Here is a 22,392-nt window from a genome sequence, read left to right on the forward strand (position 1 = left end):
CAAAGAACATTGGTCACGGAAAAAGGAATTGCGGGTTCAAGGATGACGTTGCATACGAAAAATATTGTATTACGTACGTTTCGGATAACTGCTTCCTACACGTTATGGGGGGTAGTGCTGCAAGTCCTGGTGTTCAACCAAATAATATTCTCGCAGTTTCCCGAAGACAAAAAACTTCAAGATGTGAAAATAAAAATGAGCAGAGAAAATATTTCTCTCGAACAAGCATTCCAGCTTATTGAGCAGCAAACAGACTTCAAATTCTTTTACGTCAAAGAAGAAGTGCCGCTCGGCGAGAAAATAAAAATAAATCAACAAGAGAAGTCTCTATATCAGGTTCTTCAGGATTTCGCCAAAGTGTTTGGCGTAGCTTTCAGTAGAATTAACAACCAGATCGTTGTGAAGAAGGCTGATCCGGTTCAGTTTGAAACATACAACGTAAGCGGAGTTGTCCGTGATGGTTTGACGCACGAGCCGCTTGTCTTCACTACTATTGTTATGAAGGGGACACAACAAGGAATTGCAACAGACGCGAAGGGAAAGTTCTTGTTAAACCTGCCGCAAGGAAACGACACACTCCGCGTTAGCTATGTTGGATATCAAACAGAAGAAATTCCCATTACTGTAAACAAGGATATTCAACTTTCAATTAATCTTTTTGCCATGGATGTCCTTTTGCAGGATGTGACTATCTATGCGTATCAGGGAAGCGATAACGAACTTGCGAATACAAGCGCGCTTTCTCTGCAAAGTGAAAAAATCAAAACCAGCACATCGATATTCCCAGATGTTCTGCGAAGCGTGCAAATGCTCCCGGGGGTTTCGACGAACAATGAATTCAACGCCAAGTTTAATGTGCGCGGGGGAAATCCAGATGAGAATCTTGTACTCGTGAATGGCACTCAAGTGTACGATCCTTATCACATGAAGGAGGCAGGAAATTACAGTATTGGTATTCTGAATACAGACATGGTCAATAAGATGGATCTGATGACGGGGGGATTTCCGGCAAGGTACGGGGACAAAATGAGTTCGGTTCTCAATGTTGAATATCGTGAAGGAAACAAAGAACGATATACAGGAGCAGCAAGCTTAAGTTTGACTGACGTTGATGTCCTCGCAGAGGGACCGCTCAATGAGAAAGGATCATTTATTATTGGCGCGAGAAAGACATATTTGGAATATATATTTAAACTTGCCAACCAGAAGGCAGACGTTGTTCCCACATTCTATGATATTCAAGGTGTCGTTGACTTTGCATTGAATTCAGGTCATAAATTGCTCTTCAAATTTATCAATGCAGGAGATGAATTTACAGAGAGTCCTACAACAAAGCGCAGTGGACCCAACCGATATTATTCTACCAGCGATGGTTTCACACATACAGAACAATGGGACGATTCAACTGATTCTCACGGGCAATACTATAGTACGCTTCTCGCACTCCAAAGTGTGAACATCCTATCGTCATCGACGATTTTAAAAACAGAACTCTCGATGTACGATGAACGTGAAAACGAACGATCTCGATACAATCATTGGCATCAATATCTTGCCGATGGACGAGGATATTTCTTTTTCTATTATACACATACTGATCAGCAGTATAATAATAATCTTCTTATTCGTACGATTGAATTGAATTCGACGCTTGATCAGCAGCTCTCACCATGTTATTGGATTAAAACAGGTTTGAGTTATCAGCATATCACGTATAACGAAGATCAAATATTTCAACGTACGATAGACCAGACTGCCAATTTTGATTATAATCATAATAATTATGGGAATTATCCGGATACGAACTTCAGTCACCAAATTGATAATCAGAATGATGCTTTAGACAATCAGATGAATACACAGTCATTGAAATTCGCGGGGTATGTTGAAAATGTTGTTCAGTTAAACGATCACTTTCTTCTGAATATAGGTGGCCGATTTGATTATTTCGATTTGAACAAGGAGCTTACATGGAGCCCGCGAATTAATCTCGCGTATCAAATTGGAGGAGGACTTACGATACGAGGTGCGTGGGGAGATTACTACCAATCACCAAACTATCGTCAGGTGGCATATCCAGTTGCATCTGATACGAATACTCAATCTCAGAAAGCAATTCATTATGTCCTGGGTGTTGATTATGCTGTAAGTTTTGACCCTGAAGAACGAAGCTTTTTAAAATTGAAGGTGGAATGTTTCTCCAAGAAATATGAAAATCTTATGAGTGCAATGCAGACAAGCTACGGGTATGTCTATTACTCGCGAAAGAATGATGCGGTTGGAGAATCGAAAGGACTAGATATGTACCTGATGTATTCGGTACCCGGTTTTTATGGATGGATGAGTTATAGTTATCTGGAGGCGATGCAAGATATAGTGAATGATCATTATGGCTCTTTCCCCCGGAATACTGATCAACGACATACACTTGCCATCGTAGGAGATTTAGAACTTGGGAGTGCATGGAACCTTGCAATGCGTTATACGTACGGAAGTGGATATCCCTACACACCATTGTCTGCCCATCTCAATAGTACTGGTGGTAATTGGGATTGGATTTCAGGTGCACCGAACTCAGAACGATTGCCATCGTATCGCTGCATGGATATACGAATTACGAAAAGTTTCGGGCTATTCGGACTTGCTACATCGGCTTTTCTGGATGTGAGCAATTTACTCATGGCTAAAAATATTATTACCTATCATTATTATATTGAAAATAATCAATCGGCGAAAGATGGTGTGAATTTACCGCCGATTATTCCATCGATAGGAATATCGGCACGGTTCTGATATTGTTTTCGACAAAGATAGCAGGGAGACTTAGAGCAAACTTGTCGTTAAGAATGAAATCCTTCTTTTGATAATCGTTCGGTTTTTGTGTATTTTATTTACCACATGAACCGAGAATTGGAAAAAAGCACAATGATCTTTATACTATTTGAGCAAAAGGGTTTTTTTTGTCTCGATATAAGCTCCAGCCTGAAGACGATAAAAATAGACACCACTTGGCATTCCGTTCGTATTCCATTTCTTTGTATAGCTTCCTGCTGACATTTCTTCTGAGACAATTGTTGTCACTTGTCTTCCTATTCCATCATATACTTTGAGTGAAACAAAAGATTGATAAGGGAGATCAAACTGTATTGCCGTAGATGGATTAAATGGATTTGGATAATTTTGGTGAAGACGGAATTTATCAATCTGCACAGCACCGGCAAAAATTCCATTGGGTGCAGATTCAGTGATTTTCAAATGCTGCTTGACACCCACGTTTGTTTGTATCGTCCTCTGTCTGGAAGGCCATTCAATGATGAGCGAATCAATCTGGGTTGCATTCCCCAATCCAAAGTGGACCTCAAGATTTTGTCCGCAATACCCTGATTGTCCGGAGACGTCACGAACTTGCCAGATGGAATTCCCATTCACTATCGCTTTTGCTTTTACCAGTGCGCCAATTGCAGAAAAATTCGATATCCTTCCAATCAACTGTATCGTGAGCCATGAATTATCATTTCCTTCATTTCTATAAAGCGAATTGTTTTGATTCCCTCCGAAACAATTTGCTGTAAAAATATCAAGGTCTCCATCACGGTCATAATCTCCGCATGCTGTCCCGTACGACCATCCAAGATCTGTTGATACAACTCCCGTATCGACCTTCGTAAATGTTCCGTTTCCATTGTTATGATAAAGAAAATTTTTTGTCTTCGAACTTCCGCTGAATCCATTCGCTACGAATAGATCAAGATATCCGTCATTGTCGAAATCGCCGAATGTGCTGCCAATCGAATAGCCATGGTCGTTCACAACAGTATCGGCGGTGACTTTGGTGAAGGTTCTCTTTCCGTTATTGAGATAAAGGAAATTATTTTGATTAGAATAGTTGGCAACAAAAACGTCATAATAGCCGTCATTATTGATATCACCCACACTGCATCCGAATGAATCTCCGCCGTCATTGACGATCGCGCCGCTTGTCTCGGCCGTAAAAGTACCGTCTCCATTATTCCAGTAGAGGGAATTATTGTTGTTCGCTTCATGGGCAATAAATAGATCAACATAACCGTCATTGTCAAAATCGCACCAACTGACACCTCGGGAAGGTTTGGCGTCGATGACTATTGCCCCGGTAGTTATTTTAGAAAATGTTCCATCCCCATTGTTGTGATAGAGAAAGTTGCCCAGTTTCCCGGCACTGTTGGTTACATACAAATCAACATAACCGTCATTATCGTAGTCTGCCCAGCTTGCGGTTTCGGAGTACGTCTTATCTGTGGCAACGCTACCGAAAGTTATTTTCTCGAACATGCCGTTTCGCTGGCGGTGTAAACTGTTTGTCTGTCCATACCATGTTACAGAAAACACATCGATAAATCCGTCGTTATCATAATCTGCCCACGAACTGCCGTCGTAGCTTCCGAGATCATTGACAACGGATACATCGGTAATTTTTTGGAATGTACCATCGCCGTTGTTCTTATATAAAAAATTATTTGCACGAGAGCTTGGGCCATTTGTAATAAACAGGTCGAGATCACCGTCATTGTCATAGTCTACCCAATTGACACTACGGGAATCACCACCGTCATTCACGTGAGGCCCTGTGGTTATTTTGGTAAAGTATTGGGCAGAGAGAGTACATGAGAGAATAATAGTCAGCAAAAATATTTTTAGCATAAATACTCCGTATGAATTATGTTGTATACAAACTACATAATTCAGTCGGACGTATAAACCTTTTTGCGGTGAAGTGGTGGTTACAAAGGATGAAAAGCGAATGGAGAGTTTAAAACACGGTGTGTCATCGTTGAAATATACTTTTATATTTTCTACTTATTGTCAACTTCACTCCATCTTTGAGTATCGCAATATAATCGCCATGATGCATTGGCTGTAATTCTTTGACAAAATCTATCCGGACAATATGCGAACGGTGAACACGAGCAAACTGAGAAGGATCGAGCAGTTGTTCGATACCATGCATGGTCTCACGCATGATGTGTTTTCCATGCACGGTGTGGACATATATATAGTCTTCAGCGGCTTCGATCCTGCGGATATCAGCCACTTCCACAAAGTAGATTTTCTCTTTCGCGCGAACCGTAATCCGCTCTGCATATTTTGTTTGCGGTTGGAACGATTTCAGCACCTCCATCGCTTTTTCTGAATAATCCGCAGATTGCTTCAGCTGGATTATCTCCCGCACGCGGTGCAGGGATAATCGCACTCTGTCCATATCCATCGGTTTTAAAATATAATCGAGTGCGTTCGTTGAAAACGCTTTGACGGCAAATTCATCATACGCGGTGACAAATACGACAAGCGGCAGTATTTTACGGGGAATTGCAGAGAGGACTTGGAACCCATCCATCTCCGGCATTTGAATGTCAAGGAAGACAATATCCGGTTTTCGTTTGACTATTTTGTGAACAGCTTCTTCCCCATTTTCCGCTTCTCCGATATTTAAAAAGTCCTTTTCACTTTTCAGTATCTCCCGTAACCCTTCACGGGCCAGTGGTTCGTCGTCAACGATAAGGAAGGATATTTTTGAGTGAGCTTTCATGTAGGTATGGAAGAAACAGGGATTTTCAGCGGTATAGTCATTTTCACTGTTGCACCGTGCGTATCGTTCTCCTTGAAATCAAAATAAAATTCTGCACCATATAATTTTTGCAATCGCTGTTGTATATTTTCAAGACCCACACCGCTCCGTTCATGTTTTTTCTTTGCCCGGCGTGATTGTATTCCGCCGTCAATCACTTCAATCAATAATGTTCCGTTCTGTTGTTCTGCCTTGACTTCAATCCACCCATCGCCAGAACGGCTTGCGATGCCATGACGGATGGAATTTTCCGCCAGCGGCTGCAACAGGAAAGTAGGAACCAGAGCACTGAGAATGTTCTCGTCAATATGGATTTTGACTTTCAAACGTTCGCCAAAGCGTACCTTCTCGATTGAAAGATAAGCGCTGAGGAATTCCAATTCCCGTTCGAGCGATACTTCGTTGGTTAGTCCCCGCTCCAATGTCAATCGCAGCAGGTCGCTCAGACGAGTAATCATCTTTTGAGCGAGTGCCGGTTTCTTTTTCACTAAAACGGAAATAGCGTTGAGTGTGTTAAATAGAAAATGAGGCTGTAGCTGCATTTTTAAAGTTTGCAACTGCGATTCAATCAGTTGCGTGTGTAGTTCAGTTGCGTGCTTCTTTTCATCCTGGAAATTGCGGTAGTAGCTCAACGCATGAAAAATGAACACCAGAGACCAGTATATCAGCACACCAAATTCAAAAAAACCAACAATAGAGGGGAGCATTTGCCGCAACGTATGTTGAAAGCTGAATCCGCCATCGATATAATTTATACTAATGACAAAAATTGTCTGTTGACATAGCCCAATTGCAATACCGACGAAAAAATGGAAGATGATGTTTTTGAAGAAATTTTTCGAATCGATACAGAAACGTTCTGCCAAACGAAGGACTGGCACTGTCAGCAATGCCCATTCAACGAAAAACACAAAAGAATGCAATAGCGACTTCTGCCAAAGAAACTCCTGCCCAATGCTTAAGTAATAAAAAAAGGATTGACCCGAGTAAATCAATCCCAAGATGAACCATATACCAGCTACGAACAGAAACTTACGCATGTTCATTCTTTTACCCGCGTTTTTCTGAGAGATGATTTCGAATTCAATGTGTCAATTTCTCTATGGTTTATCACGGCGACGAGAAGGAATATTGTAAAAATGACGTACATGATTCTTAAAAAAATATCCGTTATGAGATCAGAAAATCAAAAATTTTTACAACATATTTTGAAAAAAATTAATAGTCAATGAAGAACAATTGCCGCAAAAAAAAGTTAGTATTTTTCAAACAAAAGTGCAATCGAGAGATCCAAGTTTCTCGATTTGTGGTCAAACTATTCATTAGAACAACAATCCTGGCAGTATAGACGTTTTCTCTTCCAAGAAAGTAAATTTGAAAACATTCACTAGCATTTTATAAAAACTTGCATAGTACTCAAATGTTCCTTCTATCTTTTTTGATAATCGTTCGGTTTTTACGTATTTTATTTACCACATGAACCGAGAATTGAAAAATACTATGACGACGAACGAGAAAAACGATTTTATCCGCGAGATCATTGATGAAGATCTCAAGACCAATAAGTTTGAAGGGCGCGTGCATACGCGTTTCCCTCCCGAACCCAACGGCTATCTTCATATAGGTCACGCCAAATCCATTCGCTTGAATTATGGAATTGCCGAAGACTACAACGGCAAATTCAATCTCCGGTTTGACGACACCAATCCCGAGAAAGAAGAACAGGAATATGTCGACTCCATCATCGAAGATGTAAAATGGTTAGGCGGCGATTTTGAAGATCGCCTGTTCTACGCTTCGGATTATTTTGATCAAATGTACCAATTAGCTGTCGCACTCATCAAAAAAGGAAAAGCGTATGTTTGTGATCTTTCCGCCGATGAAATCCGCGCGACACGCGGAACGCTGACAGAATCCGGCAAAGAAAGTCCGTACCGGAATAGAACGGCAGAAGAAAACCTCATTTTATTTGAACAAATGCGTAAAGGAGAAATTCCGGATGGAACGAAAACCTTGCGCGCCAAGATTGATATGGCATCGCCGAATATCAATCTTCGTGATCCGATTATGTACAGGATTGTTCATGAAGGACATCACCGGCAGGGCAACAAGTGGTGTGTTTATCCGACGTATGATTGGGCGCATGGCATTGAAGATTCCATTGAAGGAATTACGCATTCCATCTGCACGCTCGAATTTGAAAATCATCGTCCGCTGTACGATTGGTATATTAATGAATTAGGTATCTATCATCCCCAGCAGATCGAATTTGCACGGCTCAATATTACTTATACCGTATTGAGCAAACGAAGGTTGCTTCAGCTTGTACAGGAAAAACATGTCTCCGGGTGGGACGATCCGCGCATGCCGACCATTGTGGGTTATCGTCGACGCGGTTACACATCAGAATCAATCAAAGTATTCTGCGATAAAATTGGTGTCTCTAAAAAAGACAGCATCATCGATGTGGCAATGTTAGAGTGGAGTATTCGCGAGGATTTGAATAAACACGCTCAACGTGCAATGGCTGTGTTGAACCCGGTTAAAGTGATTATCACCAATTATCCTGAAGATAAAATTGAAGAACTTCCAGCGGTCAATAATCCCGAAGACGAATCGGCAGGTACGCGAATAGTTCCATTCGGCAGGGAATTGTTCATCGAGCAAGATGATTTCCGCGAAGTACCGCCGCCAAAATATTTTCGGTTATCGCCGGGAACAGAAGTTCGGCTTCGGTATGCATATATCATCAAGTGCGAGAAAGTCATCAAGGATGCACAGGGAAATATTGTAGAAATTCATTGCACATACGATCCACAGACAAAAAGCGGTTTGCCGACTGCCAACCGAAAAGTGAAAGCAACCATTCACTGGGTTTCTGTCCATGATGCTGTCAATGCAGAAGTGCGATTGTACGACCGCCTTTTTAATAAAGAGAATCCTGATGATGTTGAAGAAGGGAAGGATTTTCTCTCCAATCTTAATCCGAATTCTTTACAGGTGCTCACTCATTGTAAAGTGGAACCCATGCTTGGCACAGCAGCACCGGGAGACCGATTCCAATTCGAAAGAACAGGATACTTTTGTGCAGACGTGAAAGACTCGAGACCGGGTGCACCGGTCTTTAACCGTATCGTCACACTGAAGGATACATGGGCGAAGATTGTGCAGCAGGGGAAGAAGTAGTGTTTTCCTCGCACCATTCGATCAAATCAATATTTCTTAAGGAATGAATCACTTATTGACTTGAATCACATTCTGTTTGACCTTCTTAAATTGTGTACCGTCATTAAGGTTATCCTCAAAATTTTTTATTCTAACACTTCAGTAATCCTACAAAAAGAAAAGCCGAAAGGCGGGACCAAGTTTTTTTACGCAACAGGCAGTGTGTTTGCTACAAACATAAGGAGAGAGTTATGTTTGCGAAATCATTCATCACTATTGCTGTGAAGGCATGTCCAATGGTTACACAAAGATTGCCGAGTGATGAATAATATTCAGGAAGAATGGCGCAAGTACTGCGTCAATCCTGCTGGGGAAAAGATTCATTAGAGCTTTAATAATTCATCAACCGAAATTGCCGATAAATCTTGTACAACAGTATCGGCATTAGGAAGCCTTTCCTTTGTGCCAATCCCGAGCGCTTTCATGCCGGCTCGCATTGCAGATTCGATGCCGGCAATTGCATCCTCTACGACAAGACAGTGAGCAGGGGAGATGCCAACCTTCTTTGCAGCAAGGAGAAAAACTTCAGGATCTGGTTTGGAGTTCTCGATCTGATGTCCATCAATAATAGCATCGAGTAAATGCTCGATCTTCACTTGTTTGATAATACTCACGGCATTGCGGCTGTTGGATGCAACGGCAGTCTTGATTCCCCGCTTTCTCAATTCGTGCAGTGCAGAAAGAGCGCCCGGTAAAAGCACTTCCGTGGATACCGATGAAAGAGATTCGACAAAATATCTGTTCTTCCTATCGGCGAGTTCCTTTTTCTGCTCAGGAGTGTAAATTTTCCCGGATGCTTTCGTGATGATTTCAATGCATTCCATTCTTGCTACGCCGCGGAATTTATGATTAAATTCATGATCGAAAAAATCAAATCCTTCTTCAGCTGACAACTTTTTCCACGAGCGATAATGATATTCATCAGTCGAAACCAATACCCCGTCGAGATCAAACAGAACAGCTTTTATCATTGAATAAGTTACTCCAGTTCACGTATGATTGCTCTGAATGTATAAGTAAGATACGGAGAAGTCCAATTATTTCAAAAACGAATCTGATGCTTGATTTCATGAAAACTAATTGCTACAATCTTGCAATCTAAAGTTGTGTCCAATGAGTGCCAATATTCCGTACTAGAAATTCCCCATCGCAATTATCAAGGTAGAATTTCGATGATTGATACACTAAAGCGCTTCTGGAACGAGCATCCGCTGCTTGCGATCATTCTGATTGCTTTCATTCCGCGTCTCGTTGCTGCTGTTTTCTCTAAAGGGTACGGTATGCACGATGACCACTTCGGTCCTATCGAGCAGCCATTTATTATTATGCAGGATATAAGTTACTGGACGAGTCGGACAACGCCTCACGGGCATAGTATTGTTTATCCATGTATGCACTTCGCTTACTTGAATATCTGTGAGACTGTTGGGCTTCAAGATCCCCAAGCAAAGATGTATCTTGTGCGTTTCCTTCATGCACTTTATTCGCTGCTGATTGTGTTTTTCGGCTATAAGATTGCTGAGGTGGTGAGTAACAAGCAGACGGCAAAGAAGGCAGGGCTTCTTCTAGCACTCTTCTGGGCGTTTCCTTTCCTGAGTGTCCGTAATCTTATCGAAATGGTTTGTATCCCGCCGCTGATGGCAGGGTTCTTCTATGCGCTCACTTCCAAAGAAAAATTGCGAAATGCCTTTGTTGCGGGTTTGTGGTTCGGACTCGCATTCGTATTCCGCTATCAAACGCTTTCTATCACGGGTACGTTAGGGTTGATGTTGCTCTTTCGTAAAGAGTTCAAACAGATGGCGCTGCTTGCCTGCGGCTTTCTTGTAACAGCAATTGTGATACAGGGCAGCGCAGATATTTTCGCATGGGGATATCCATTTGCTTCGTTCCTTGAATACGTTGGTTACAACGCAACGCATGGACAGGATTACACAACGGGGCCATGGTATAACTATTCTTTACTGATACTCGGCGCTCTCATTCCGCCGATGAGCTTCTTGCTGTTGTATGGATTTTTCAGGAACTGGCGAAAAACTTTGCTGATATTGTTGCCCGTGATGGTGTTTTTTATCACGCATTCTCTTTTCCCAAACAAACAAGAACGATTTATCTTTCCTGTTGTGCCGTTGATCTTGCTGTTGAGCGTTGTGGGGTGGGAAGAATTTGTAAAAGGGTCAGCATTCTGGTCGCGTCATAGAATCGCATTGAAGTCTTTGTGGACTTGGTTCTGGATTATCAATTTTATTCTTCTTATACCGTTCACGCTCTACTATTCAAAAAAGTCCAGAGTGGAGGCGATGTATACGCTGCATGGAAAACCGGTGAGTGGAATAGTTATGGTCGGTGGAAAATTAGGCGTACCACAACCGCCCATGTTCTATTCCGGCGTGTATCCGATTCCGATTTATTATGTTAATGACGATGCGCAGCTTGTCCCGTTGAAAACAGAGCTTGACAATAAAACATTTCACCCGAATTATGTCATCTTTTTTGGAAGGGAAGACATTGACAAGCGTGTGCAGCATATCGAATCTTTGTTGAAATTGAAAATTACACTTCTGCGGCGGATTGAACCAAGCTTTCTGGATGATATATTCTATCGACTCAATCCTAGAAACAACAAGAATGAAACGAGCTTTGTCTTCAAAATTGATATGTGAGAGAAGGGAACAAACTATGTGAACATGATTGTTAGAAATAGCGAATGAAGAATCTTGTTTCTACAGTCATTATACAAAGGGAAGAACTCTATGAAATTACGAACACTCGGTAAAAATGGACCGGTTGTTTCCGCTATTGGTCTTGGATGCATGGGAATGTCGGAATTCTACGGCTTAGGGAATGATGCTGAATCAATTTCGGTTATCCATGAAGCAATAGAACTTGGCATTACATTTTTCGATACTGCGGATATGTATGGTATCGGTCATAATGAAGAATTGGTTGGTAAAGCAATTAAAGGGAAACGTGACTCGCTGTTCATAGCGACGAAGTTTGGGAATGTGCGCGGAGCCGATAAAAGTTTTTTGGGGATAAACGGGAGACCGGAATATGTCAAATCTGCTTGTGAAGCCAGCCTGCGTCGATTGAATATCGATACCATCGATCTCTATTATCAACACAGAGTTGACATGAATACTCCTATTGAAGAAACCGTCGGAGCAATGTCTCAGCTTGTACGTGAAGGAAAGGTTCGTTACCTCGGCCTCTCAGAGGCAGGCGCTGCGACCATCAGGAAGGCACATGCAGTTCATCCGATTACAGCTCTGCAGACGGAATACTCTCTTTGGACCCGTGACATCGAAAAGGAAATTCTTCCCACCTGCCGTTCATTGGGAATCGGGTTTGTACCATATAGTCCTTTGGGAAGAGGTTTTTTAACAGGAAGATATAAATCGCTTTCAGACTTTGCAGAAGGAGATTTCCGAAAGAGCAACCATCCGCGATTTCAGGAAGAGAACCTCAAAAAGAACTTGCAGATTGTTGAGACGATCGAGAAGTTTGCAACAAAGAAGAAGTGCACTCCGGCTCAATTAGCACTTGCTTGGTGCCTAGCACAGGGGGAAGATATTGTACCGATTCCCGGCACGAAGAAATTAAAGTATCTTCAGGAAAATGTCAAAGCAATAGATGTCCATTTCACTTCAGAAGAAGTTCAAAGAATATGCGAGGCATTACCCATAGGTGTCGCATCAGGAGAACGATATCCGGTCATGCAAATGCAGCGGCTGGGAAAATGACAGGCTCACCTGAGTTGTGGTTGTTGCGAACGGGATAAAAAATCTTTTTCTTTTTTCACACGAAGAGTTGTTGCTTCATCTAGAAAAATACTTGGCTTAAAACACAAAACCCCATCTCATCGACGGGGTTCTGTTGGTTAACGCTAAATGGTTTCTTAGGAAACCACAGAAACGTTTGCAGCTTGGAGGCCTTTCGGTCCTTGCTGAACTTCAAACTCTACTTTGTCACCCTCATTGAGTGTCTTGTAGCCATTGCTGGTAATTGCTTTGAAGTGGACGAATACATCTTCGCCGCTTGCACGTGAAATGAAACCAAAACCTTTGGCTCCATTGAACCATTTGACTGTTCCTTTTTCCATGGAACATATCCTTTCATAAAGATTGTAAAACCGGCCGACCGCCGGCAGGGTGTACGCCGTACTCTACTCAAAAACACTTTTACTGGATTGATACGGCCCAAAGAAGTCGGTAACATCTTTATGGAGGTGTTCAAACCAACGGAATGAAAGGAACCACCAACAGACGACTCGAAACAGGACTTACTCTACAGAAAAGGTCTCCCGAGGGAGCCATAACGGTGTACTGTTATTTGACGTTAATAAGATACAGAAGATATTTGACAATACCAAATGATTTTTTAAGAAAAATTCACGTAATAACTCAAGAAAAATGTGATTCTACGAATTTAATGTCAATACTTCTTGTTACCACGTCATTATCTATGCACAACTGCGGACCGATATAAATAAAACATCTATGGATATGAGACGGGACTGGTGTGCAGCCGTGTTAACATTGATTCGTTTGTTACAGACATTACATGTGCTAATCTTACAATCTATAATAATTACAGTTCTTTACTTCATACTGAAGAACATCGGTTTGCAATTCGTGGTAGTGGAACGTGCGTGCTTATTATAAATTGTACCATCATAGCCGATGGTGGAGACACGCTCAGTCTCTGGAATAAAATGAACGGCATGTATTGCTATGTCAATTGCTATTTCGAAGGAGGCGTTGATTATGTCTGTCCATGCGGGTGATGTTATATTACCGATAGTAATTTTTTTAGACACATCCTTAGCGCAAGAATATGGTATGATGGCAATGCAGATAAGAATCAGAAATTTATTATCCGCTGCTCTTCTTTCGATGGCGTGGATGGATTTCCACTCGGTCGCAACCATCGAGACGGGCGAAATTTTTACTTGATTGCAAATTCTCGCATGCGATGACAGATACGGCAATTTATTGGGATGAAAGCAGCACAACACAATGGAAGTGGGGGGCGGCATTATTATTACTACTGCCACCGCGATGGCGGCGATTTCGCTTGGTTCAAAAAAAATTTAGAAACAGCCGAAACCGTTCCAAAAGAAAATGAGATCACTGCAACATAGACACTCAATGGCAAATGGGATCCGGAAGCAACAATGCCATCTGTTCTGCCGATGGTGTCTTTACCGCAACCGAGAGATGACGTAATGCAGATTCAGAGGAATTTATTCGCTCTAAATTGGGTGCCTGCAAGAAATGCAATCTCACATAAAGTGTATTTTGTAAATACATCAACTCCAAAGTTTACGAAGAATCAGAACAACAATTCGTTGAATCTTGGCAAGTTAAAACCAAAGACGACTTTTTACTGGCGTGTCGATGACGTCACTGAATTGGGCATAGTATGGATTTTATTCATTTGTCAAGGTTCATTTCACATTTGCCTGCTTTCTTTTTCTGCATAAAAAGAGGCAGGCAATTTAATTATTCAAGGTGTTTTTCTTGCACGAGATTATTGGTATATTATTTTTCATAAAAGAAGTTGTTTCCATGCCAAAGGCATTCAAAGTTGTCAGTTGGTCATGGGTTTAACGGAATTGGAAGAAGGCAGTGTTTGGAATACAATGCCTTCCCACACACACCAAAGGCGTTCGGAAGTGTATATGTACTTCAACGTAGCTCCGGATGCAGTGGTAGTGCATCTGATGGGTCAACCGACTGAGACGCGTCATGTTATTATGCGGAATGGGCAAGCAGTGTCGAATCCAAGCTGGTCAATTCATTCCGGCGGCGGCACGAGTACTTACAGTTTCATCTGGGCCATGGGCGGCGAGAACCAAGTCTTTGATGATATGGATGGGGTCACAATGGATGGGTTGAAGTAATTAAACGCTGTTCACATAAGAGCGAGGAAGATCGTATGAAAAAAGAATTTATTCATGAAGATTTTTTACTAGACACTAAAACCGCATCTAACCTCTATCATACTTATGCGGAACCACTTCCAATCATTGATTACCATTGTCATATTTCGCCAAAAGAAGTTGCGCAGAATCGACAGTTTGAAAATATGACACAAATCTGGCTTGCCGGCGACCATTACAAATGGAGGGCAATGCGCACTTGTGGTGTAGACGAACGGTTCATCACCGGCAATGCGTCGGATTGGGAGAAATTTGAATTGTGGGCATGCACGGTGCCTAAGACAATCCGCAATCCATTGTTTCATTGGACACATTTGGAATTGAATCGTCCATTTGGGATTTCCAGCATGCTGTTAAATGATAAAACGGCGAAAGTGATTTGGGATAAATGTAATGCGAAACTTGCAACGCCGGGTTTTACAACACAAGGTATTGCAAAACGAATGAATGTCGAGGTGATCTGCACAACGGACGATCCGATTGATTCTCTCGAATATCATGAGGCATATGCAAAGAAAGGAAATGGTTTCACGAAGATGCTGCCCGCCTTCCGTCCGGACAAAGCAATGGCAGTGGAAAATGTGGAAGCGTTTCGTTCCTACATCCAGAAATTAGAAACTGCATCAGGAGTTGAAATAAAGGATTTTGATTCATTGCTCACAGCAATTCGCGCACGACATGCTTTCTTTCATTTACATGGATGTCGAGTTTCGGATCATGGTCTCGAAACAGTTTATGCCGAAGATTACACGGAATCGGAAATCAAATCCATTTTTAAAAAACTCCGTAAGGGAAAAAATCTTGATGGTATCGAGATATTGAAATTCAAGTCAGCAATGTTGTATGAATTCGGTGTCATGGATTGTGAGCGGGGATGGATTCAGCAATTCCATCTTGGTGCGCTTCGCAATAATAACTCCAGAATGATGCGTACGCTTGGTCCAGACACCGGTTTTGATTCGATTGGTGACTTTGAAATGGGGCGAACGTTATCAAGATTTTTAGATAAACTTGACAACGAGAATAAACTTGCCAAGACGATCATATATAATCTCAATCCCAGGGATAACGAATTGATAACGACGATGATTGGTAACTTCCAGGATGGAAGTGTTCCTGGCAAGCTCCAGTATGGTGCGGGATGGTGGTTCCTTGATCAACTTGACGGAATGCGAAAACAAATCGAAGCGCTTTCTACGTTGGGCATTTTGGGCCAATTTGTCGGCATGCTTACAGACTCCAGAAGCTTCCTTTCGTATCCGCGTCATGAATATTTTCGACGGTTGCTGTGCAATATCTTGGGAAATGAAATCGAAAGAGGACTCATCCCGAATGATATGAAACTTATTGGTGGTTTAGTTGAAGACATCAGTTACAACAACGCGAAAAAATATTTTGGTTTCTAAAAAGAAGAGAAACTCCTTATTTCATTGGAGCAATTGTTGCAGGGAAAAGGATATGCGATTTGATGCGCTTAATAAACTTTAGTGACAATGGCCTGATTATAAAGGAATAAAACAAACAATGGGCGGCGGCAACGTTCGAATTGAACGATAGAAACAATGATTACGAAAGCACATTTCAGCACTTTGTTGTCAGTTTCTATCCTTATTCTGCGCCATTCTCCGTTTATCGTTATCCTATTGTTTATGCTTCCCGTTTTGGTTTTCGCTATAAATTCGACATCAAGGTATGTACTTGCATTTCGATATGCCTTGCTGTAAATTGACTCGGATATGAATGCCAAGTTTTGCAACGGCTGCTTCTGATATTAAGAAAAATCAGCCACATGGCATGGGGGAGTACAACTGTACATAAAATCAGACTATTGTATTCAAAAATATCTTGGAGGGTGACGTCTTTTTTGTCGAGAGTAAATTGTACGAATTCGAAATCTTAATGCATCTGTTCTCATGAGGTTCTTATGTTTTCTTCTAAGCTATTTTGGAAAGTAACTTTCTATTTCGCTCTTCTCCTTATTATTCTTTCGGCAACCACTGTTGTCACACTCTACTTTTTAAGACAAATTCAGAATAATTATTCTCAAGCATCAGTAGATATGACCACAACGTCCCACTTGGATCGCTTGAGGAATTTGGTCGTTGATATCCAATCCGCTGCAGATGAATATATGTACACAGGCCTTCCTGAGAAGAGAATCATATACGATAAATGTTGGAAGGATTTCGATAATGAAATTATTGCTCTTCAGAGAAGCTATAAAGATTCGGTCGATCTGCAGACACTGAAACAGATACGCGCTTCCTTTTATGCATGGGTTGCAAATATTGGAGACAAGAAAATATTGCTTGCCTCTTCCAATCTGGACAGTGATAAACTTGGGAAGGAGATTCATTCCTTAGGCAGTCAACAATCATCCAATCGGTATCTTGAATTGGCTCATATGCTGATCCGTACATTATATCAACAACGTTTGACATCAGTACCAAAGAATATCGAGAACTCTATTGACTTATCAAAAAATATAGCATCGTTCGTCGTTCTCGTGAATATTCTGATTGCCGTTTTTGCTATGGCTCTCGGATTTATTTTGACGCGGTCTATCACAAAGCCGGTCGAACAATTACGCGGTGGCACGCAGAACATTATGAACGGTATGTTTGAGCCGATTACATTGCATCAGCGAGATGAATTTGGAGATCTCGCGAGTGATTTCAACCAGATGTCCAAAATGTTGCAATATAATTACAACCGTTTAACGGCATATTCAGAACTAATGACGGCGTTGAACAAACATGAATCTCTGGCGACTGTAGAACAAGCCAGTTTGCAAATATTGTGTTCACACACGGATGCTTCTGTCGGTGCGCTGTATCTTCTTGAAAATGATTCCAATATGTTAAAGTTAGTGAGCGGGTATTCCCTCCAGAACATCGAAAACAGAACTCAGTACAGAATAGGAGAAGGAATTCCAGGCCAATGTGCCGCGATGAAACAAGCTATTGAAGTCAGCGACTTTGTGACCGCCAAAGATTATATTATTGATACTGGTCTCGTGAGTGTTATTCCCTCATACATTCTGGCTACGCCAATTTTGTTCCAGGATAATCTTATCGGGGTGATTGTGTTGGGATCTATGAAATCCTTTGATGAACATCGACGAGAGATCATGGATAATTCCGTTCCACAAATCGGCGTTGCTATCACCAATGCAAAGAATCTGGAATCAACGAAAAAGCTTTCCAATGAAATCGCGACAAAGAATAATGAACTCAATGGTAAAAATACAGAACTGCAGAAAGCATATCGGGTGAAGTCAGACTTCCTTTCGAATATGTCCCATGAACTGCGGACCCCGCTTAATTCCATTATCGGTTTTACGTCGGTTTTGTTAGGGCCACATGGTGATCCGCTTACTACCGACCAGGCAAAAGCGTTGGAAAAAGTTTTAAAGAACGGGAAGCACTTGCTTGAACTCATTAACGATATTCTTGATTTCTCAAAAATTGAAGCAGGCAGGACACCAATCAATCTGAGCACAGATGAAGTTGCAGATATCATCTCAAATGCATTGGTGACCGTGGAACCAATGGTGATCGGAAAAGACGTGAAACTTGTGCAAGAAGTTGAACCCAATCTACCTTTGTTGAATACCGATACGCTCAAGGTCAAGCAAATCCTCTTGAACCTTTTGAGCAATGCTGCGAAGTTCACCGAGCACGGTGCAATTACAGTTATCGCTAAAAAACAAAACGATATGGTCTCAATCTCTGTCAAAGATGACGGTATTGGAATTGAACCTAAGAATCTTAATCGTGTATTTGAGGAATTTCAACAGATAGATTCGAGCAACGCCAGAAAGTACAAAGGCACGGGTTTGGGCTTAGCAATAGCAAAAAATTATGCACGTCTTCTCGGCGGAAGTTTGACAGTGCACAGTGAAATTGGAAAAGGTTCTACTTTCACACTTGTCATCCCTCCAGTGATTTCTGATGAAAAGCTTCTCAAACCAAATGATGAAACACCAGATGTAAAAAATGTCGTCGGTACTCCAGTATCACAATCTGTAGCAGAACAATTACCTGCACTCTCAACAGGTATTCTTGTCCTCTGTATAGATGATAATCCAGAGGTTATTGATCTGCTCCGCAGGTATTTAATTCCGGAAGGGTATTCTGTCAAAAGTGCCTCATCGGGAGATGAAGGCATGCAGCTTGCAGAGGAGCTTCATCCCGCAGTTATTACGTTGGATATTATGATGCCTGAGAAGGATGGCTGGCAAGTATTGCGGGAATTGAAAAGTAATCCGGCGACAAAAGATATTCCTGTCATTATTCATTCTATAGTTGAAAATCGACCGCTGGCACTTTCACTTGGCGCACTGGAAGTAGTTACAAAACCTTCTGATCCGAAGAAAATTTTGGACATTGTAGAACGCGCTTGCCGCTCCAACAATCAGCCAATTATGATTGTCGATGACAACGAGGATTTTGCCGACTCGTTGAAGATTATGCTTGAAGCTGAAGGATTTCGTGCTACAGCGTTGTACAGCGGCGAAGAGGCACTCAAGAATATTGAAACCATCAATCCATCGCTTTTATTCCTCGATCTTATCATGCCCGGTATTGACGGATTCGCCGTTGTTCAGCGGCTTCGGTCTCAGGAACGATGGCAGAACCTTCCGATCGTGATTCTCTCGGGAGCCGATATTACAAACGAGCAACGTCAGAGTCTGAATAAACTTATTGCAGAGTATATAGACAAAGGACACTTTTCGAAGGAACTTATTTCGAGCACGATTAAAAAAATTGTTTCACTGTCACATAGATAAAGAAAGAAGAAAATTCTATGGAACCTACAGAACCTACTATTCTTGTTGTAGATGACACAGAGGATAATCTTGATTTGCTGGAGTTTGCTCTCAAGCGGAAACCGGTGCATATGCTGCGTGCGAGCAGCGGCAAAGAATGTTTACAACTTGCAGCACAGCATCACCCTGATGTCATTCTGTTAGATATTCAAATGCCGGAAATGGATGGGTTTGAAACGCTCAAACGTCTGCGCGCATCAAAAAAAAGCGCAGATATTCCTGTCATTTTTCTTACGGCAAGGAGAAAAGATGCCTTAAGCATTGAACAAGGTCTATTACTCGGAGCAGAAGAGTATTTAACGAAACCTATTGACACAGACGAATTAATCGTGCGCACACGTTCGCTTGTTCGTCTCAAGAAAATGGAAGTTGAACTTGAGCGAACAAAAGCAGATTTTATGGCGATGCTTATACACGATATGCGCAGTCCAATAGGCGGCATCAGCAGTATACTTGAATTATTGGAAGAACCATTGATTCGGGGCGAAGTAGTACAAGAAGTGCACAAGGAATTGCTCACTTCCGCGGAAGATGCAACCAAGAGATTGCTCCATTTGATTAATGATATGCTTGATCTTTCAAAATTTGAAGCCGGTAAAATGAATTTGAGCCGCGAGTATATCCACATTGGTAAAATTGCGGATAAGATAATGAATCAGATGCATCCTCAATTCAAGCAAAAGGGGATTCACACCAAGCTCGTACTGGAAGATGACCTTCCACTTATTTCTGCTGATTCAAACAAAATATCGCAGGTGTTTGCTAATATTCTCAGTAATGCATTAAAATTTACATTATCGAACGGAACCGTTCAAATTGTAATAGGAAAAATGCAGGAGGGCACTTCTGCGGGTGAATGCGTGTGGACGGCTATCACGAACACAGGCATAGGAATCCTTCCAGAAGAATTACCAACCATATTCGAACGGTACAAACAAGGAATTGCTTCCGAAATTGTACAAGCAAAAGGGACAGGATTAGGGCTTGCAATCTGCAAGCTCATTGTTGATGCACACGGCGGTAGTATTACGGCAGAGAGCGAACCTGGAAAATTAACGGTGTTTCGTTTCACACTGCCGGTGAATGCACCTGCTGAAAACTAAGAGAACATCTACTTGAACGTTTAAACGACCGGAAAAACTATGTGGGAACAAAAGCAGTTAGGGATTGTAAAAGAAGTAGTCAACGCAACTATCGTTGTTCTCCTTGACAGAGAAATTACAAATATGACCAAAAAGATTGGAGACAGGATCTATTACATTGGTCAGATCGGCTCCTATGTGCTCATTCCCATTGGTGCCATATATATCATCGGCATGGTTTCAGGTATCAAGAAAGAAGAAACCCGTGAAGATGGGGTGAGCTTTATTCGATATCTCATGACGGTGACATTGGTAGGAACCATTCGGAAAGGAAAATATGAGACCGGTGTCTCGGTGATGCCTACAGTGGATATGGTTGTCTATTTACTGGAAGATAAGGACATTAAATCCATATTCGCCGCATATCAGCAATACAATTTTTCTGTCGGGCAGCTTTCTTTATTCGAGAATGAACGCGCATATTTGGATCCGAATAAGTTTTTTGGAAAACATCTTGCAGTCCTTGGCTCTAGCGGTTCCGGCAAGTCATATTCTGTCGCTTCCATTCTGCAAAAAGTTGCTCAGTTCGCAGATACACATATTGTTTTGCTCGATCTTCATAATGAATATCGACAAGCATTCCCCGAAACAGGCCAGTACTGTGAGATTGCATCCCTGGAGCTTCCATTCTGGCTGATGAATGCTGAAGAAATGTTGGAAATGTTTGTTGAACCATCAGATGAAAATGCATCCATCCAAGGAGCGGTTCTGCAAGATCTTATCTACGCTGCGAAGAAAGCGAAAAATCCGACACTTGCGGATGTCATAACTATCGATTCACCGGTTGCTTACGATTTAAAAGAAATTCGTTCGAAGCTGCATTTTATGGATACGGAAAAGGTGACGAGTGCGGTGGGAATGAAAGAAGGGACATACTTCGGCAAATTTTCCCGTTTGTTGATTCGCCTCGATAATAAAATGAACGATCCGCGCTATGCGTTTATGTTTCAACCAAATATATGCGTGGAAACAGAATCCGTTGTGCCACTATTTATGACACTCTTTGGGCTTGCCAGCAAAGCGAGGATTACGATATGGGACATGAGCGGCGTTCCTTCTGATGTTGTCAAGACTATTTCCGCGCTTATAGCGCGAGCGACGTTCGATTTTAATTTTTGGAATCCCCAACGAAATGATTTACCGATACTGCTTGTGTTCGAGGAAGCGCACAATTACCTCTCAACTTCAACGGATGGATCGAAGGCGGCGCGGCGTACAGTCGAGCGTATCGCAAAAGAGGGAAGAAAGTATGGCGTCAGCTGCATGATTGTGAGCCAGCGGCCATCGGATATTTCAGAAACGATTCTTTCGCAGTGCAACAATTTTATTATCCTTCGCCTTCTCAATCCGACGGATCAAGCATATATCCGCCGTCTTGTGCCAGATTCATTTAGCGGCTTGGATAGTGTCGTTCCACTTTTGCGCCAGGGCGAGGCAATTATTATCGGTGATGCAATTCCTATTCCGCAGCGCGTGCAAATTGATTTTCCACAACCGACACCGCACAGCATGGATGTTAAATTCTTCGATAAGTGGAAGCAATCCGGTAAAAAGACGGACATTACAGATGTCATGGAACATTGGTGGAATCAAAAAAGAAGTTAACGAAGAACCCGCTGAAGCGGATATAGCTCGATGGAAAAGTACA

Annotated in this window: 16 protein-coding genes; 11 read left to right on the top strand and 5 right to left on the bottom strand. The window is 41.9% G+C overall.

All coding sequences use genetic code 11. The features are described 5' to 3' along the window. The first annotated feature begins 42 nt into the window (after window positions 1-42). A complete protein-coding gene (locus tag NTX44_00440; GenBank protein ID MCX6120074.1) occupies window positions 43-2,793 on the top strand; it encodes a TonB-dependent receptor in 2,751 nt (916 codons plus the stop codon). 144 nt (window positions 2,794-2,937) lie between these two features. Here the strand turns inward: NTX44_00440 and NTX44_00445 are convergent, their stop codons facing one another. The 3 genes from NTX44_00445 to NTX44_00455 all read right to left on the bottom strand — a co-directional run bounded on the left by NTX44_00445 (window position 2,938) and on the right by NTX44_00455 (window position 6,645). After that, entirely contained in the window at window positions 2,938-4,680 is a 1,743-nt protein-coding gene (locus tag NTX44_00445) for an FG-GAP-like repeat-containing protein (protein ID MCX6120075.1), read from the bottom strand. Window positions 4,681-4,804: 124 nt separating this feature from the next. After that, window positions 4,805-5,566, bottom strand: coding sequence for a LytTR family DNA-binding domain-containing protein (locus tag NTX44_00450; protein ID MCX6120076.1), 762 nt, complete (start codon window positions 5,564-5,566; stop codon window positions 4,805-4,807). Continuing rightward, window positions 5,563-6,645: a histidine kinase gene (locus NTX44_00455; GenBank protein MCX6120077.1), complete on the bottom strand. Its 1,083-nt coding sequence runs from the start codon at window positions 6,643-6,645 to the stop codon at window positions 5,563-5,565. The genes NTX44_00450 and NTX44_00455 overlap by 4 nt, the downstream gene beginning before the upstream one ends. A gap of 448 nt (window positions 6,646-7,093) precedes the next feature. Between NTX44_00455 and NTX44_00460 the strand changes: the two genes are divergently transcribed. Further along, window positions 7,094-8,791, top strand: coding sequence for a glutamine--tRNA ligase/YqeY domain fusion protein (locus tag NTX44_00460; protein ID MCX6120078.1), 1,698 nt, complete (start codon window positions 7,094-7,096; stop codon window positions 8,789-8,791). A gap of 362 nt (window positions 8,792-9,153) precedes the next feature. Here NTX44_00460 and pgmB read toward each other — a convergent pair whose 3' ends face one another. Next, entirely contained in the window at window positions 9,154-9,801 is a 648-nt protein-coding gene (gene pgmB / locus NTX44_00465; protein MCX6120079.1) for a beta-phosphoglucomutase, read from the bottom strand. Between the two features lie 201 nt (window positions 9,802-10,002). Between pgmB and NTX44_00470 the strand changes: the two genes are divergently transcribed. Both NTX44_00470 and NTX44_00475 read left to right on the top strand, forming a co-directional pair. Continuing rightward, window positions 10,003-11,490: a glycosyltransferase family 39 protein gene (locus NTX44_00470; protein ID MCX6120080.1), complete on the top strand. Its 1,488-nt coding sequence runs from the start codon at window positions 10,003-10,005 to the stop codon at window positions 11,488-11,490. Window positions 11,491-11,580: 90 nt separating this feature from the next. After that, window positions 11,581-12,570: an aldo/keto reductase gene (locus tag NTX44_00475; protein ID MCX6120081.1), complete on the top strand. Its 990-nt coding sequence runs from the start codon at window positions 11,581-11,583 to the stop codon at window positions 12,568-12,570. Window positions 12,571-12,725: 155 nt separating this feature from the next. Here NTX44_00475 and NTX44_00480 read toward each other — a convergent pair whose 3' ends face one another. Then, window positions 12,726-12,929: a cold-shock protein gene (locus NTX44_00480; GenBank protein MCX6120082.1), complete on the bottom strand. Its 204-nt coding sequence runs from the start codon at window positions 12,927-12,929 to the stop codon at window positions 12,726-12,728. Between the two features lie 664 nt (window positions 12,930-13,593). Here NTX44_00480 and NTX44_00485 point away from each other — a divergent pair. The 7 genes from NTX44_00485 (at window position 13,594) to NTX44_00515 (ending at window position 22,349) form a co-directional block, all read left to right on the top strand. Further along, window positions 13,594-13,782 carry a hypothetical protein gene (locus NTX44_00485; GenBank protein MCX6120083.1) on the top strand — a complete coding sequence of 63 codons (189 nt, stop codon included), beginning with the start codon at window positions 13,594-13,596 and terminating at the stop codon, window positions 13,780-13,782. A gap of 44 nt (window positions 13,783-13,826) precedes the next feature. Beyond that, window positions 13,827-13,970: a hypothetical protein gene (locus NTX44_00490; protein ID MCX6120084.1), complete on the top strand. Its 144-nt coding sequence runs from the start codon at window positions 13,827-13,829 to the stop codon at window positions 13,968-13,970. A gap of 402 nt (window positions 13,971-14,372) precedes the next feature. Then, window positions 14,373-14,732 (top strand): 5-dehydro-4-deoxy-D-glucuronate isomerase, encoded by a 360-nt coding sequence (gene kduI, locus NTX44_00495; GenBank protein ID MCX6120085.1) that lies wholly within the window; start codon window positions 14,373-14,375, stop codon window positions 14,730-14,732. Window positions 14,733-14,767: 35 nt separating this feature from the next. Then, window positions 14,768-16,177 carry a glucuronate isomerase gene (uxaC, locus tag NTX44_00500; protein ID MCX6120086.1) on the top strand — a complete coding sequence of 470 codons (1,410 nt, stop codon included), beginning with the start codon at window positions 14,768-14,770 and terminating at the stop codon, window positions 16,175-16,177. A 518-nt stretch (window positions 16,178-16,695) separates the two neighbouring features. Beyond that, entirely contained in the window at window positions 16,696-19,563 is a 2,868-nt protein-coding gene (locus NTX44_00505) for a response regulator (protein MCX6120087.1), read from the top strand. Between the two features lie 17 nt (window positions 19,564-19,580). Then, complete coding sequence (locus NTX44_00510; GenBank protein ID MCX6120088.1) at window positions 19,581-20,705, top strand: hybrid sensor histidine kinase/response regulator; 1,125 nt, start codon at window positions 19,581-19,583, stop codon at window positions 20,703-20,705. Window positions 20,706-20,744: 39 nt separating this feature from the next. Next, window positions 20,745-22,349: an ATP-binding protein gene (locus NTX44_00515; GenBank protein ID MCX6120089.1), complete on the top strand. Its 1,605-nt coding sequence runs from the start codon at window positions 20,745-20,747 to the stop codon at window positions 22,347-22,349. Window positions 22,350-22,392 lie beyond the last annotated feature (43 nt).

This window comes from Ignavibacteriales bacterium (assembly GCA_026390575.1).
Taxonomy (GTDB): Bacteria; Bacteroidota; Ignavibacteria; order UBA10030; family UBA10030; genus Fen-1298.

Coding starts and splice junctions, on each gene's coding strand:
- NTX44_00440 (MCX6120074.1), top strand. CDS start 43: ATGACGTTGCATACGAAAAATATTGTATTACGTACGTTTCGGATAACT.
- NTX44_00445 (MCX6120075.1), bottom strand. CDS start 4,680: ATGCTAAAAATATTTTTGCTGACTATTATTCTCTCATGTACTCTCTCT.
- NTX44_00450 (MCX6120076.1), bottom strand. CDS start 5,566: ATGAAAGCTCACTCAAAAATATCCTTCCTTATCGTTGACGACGAACCA.
- NTX44_00455 (MCX6120077.1), bottom strand. CDS start 6,645: ATGCGTAAGTTTCTGTTCGTAGCTGGTATATGGTTCATCTTGGGATTG.
- pgmB (MCX6120079.1), bottom strand. CDS start 9,801: ATGATAAAAGCTGTTCTGTTTGATCTCGACGGGGTATTGGTTTCGACT.
- NTX44_00470 (MCX6120080.1), top strand. CDS start 10,003: ATGATTGATACACTAAAGCGCTTCTGGAACGAGCATCCGCTGCTTGCG.
- NTX44_00475 (MCX6120081.1), top strand. CDS start 11,581: ATGAAATTACGAACACTCGGTAAAAATGGACCGGTTGTTTCCGCTATT.
- NTX44_00480 (MCX6120082.1), bottom strand. CDS start 12,929: ATGGAAAAAGGAACAGTCAAATGGTTCAATGGAGCCAAAGGTTTTGGT.
- NTX44_00485 (MCX6120083.1), top strand. CDS start 13,594: ATGTCTGTCCATGCGGGTGATGTTATATTACCGATAGTAATTTTTTTA.
- NTX44_00490 (MCX6120084.1), top strand. CDS start 13,827: ATGAAAGCAGCACAACACAATGGAAGTGGGGGGCGGCATTATTATTAC.
- uxaC (MCX6120086.1), top strand. CDS start 14,768: ATGAAAAAAGAATTTATTCATGAAGATTTTTTACTAGACACTAAAACC.
- NTX44_00505 (MCX6120087.1), top strand. CDS start 16,696: ATGTTTTCTTCTAAGCTATTTTGGAAAGTAACTTTCTATTTCGCTCTT.
- NTX44_00510 (MCX6120088.1), top strand. CDS start 19,581: ATGGAACCTACAGAACCTACTATTCTTGTTGTAGATGACACAGAGGAT.
- NTX44_00515 (MCX6120089.1), top strand. CDS start 20,745: ATGTGGGAACAAAAGCAGTTAGGGATTGTAAAAGAAGTAGTCAACGCA.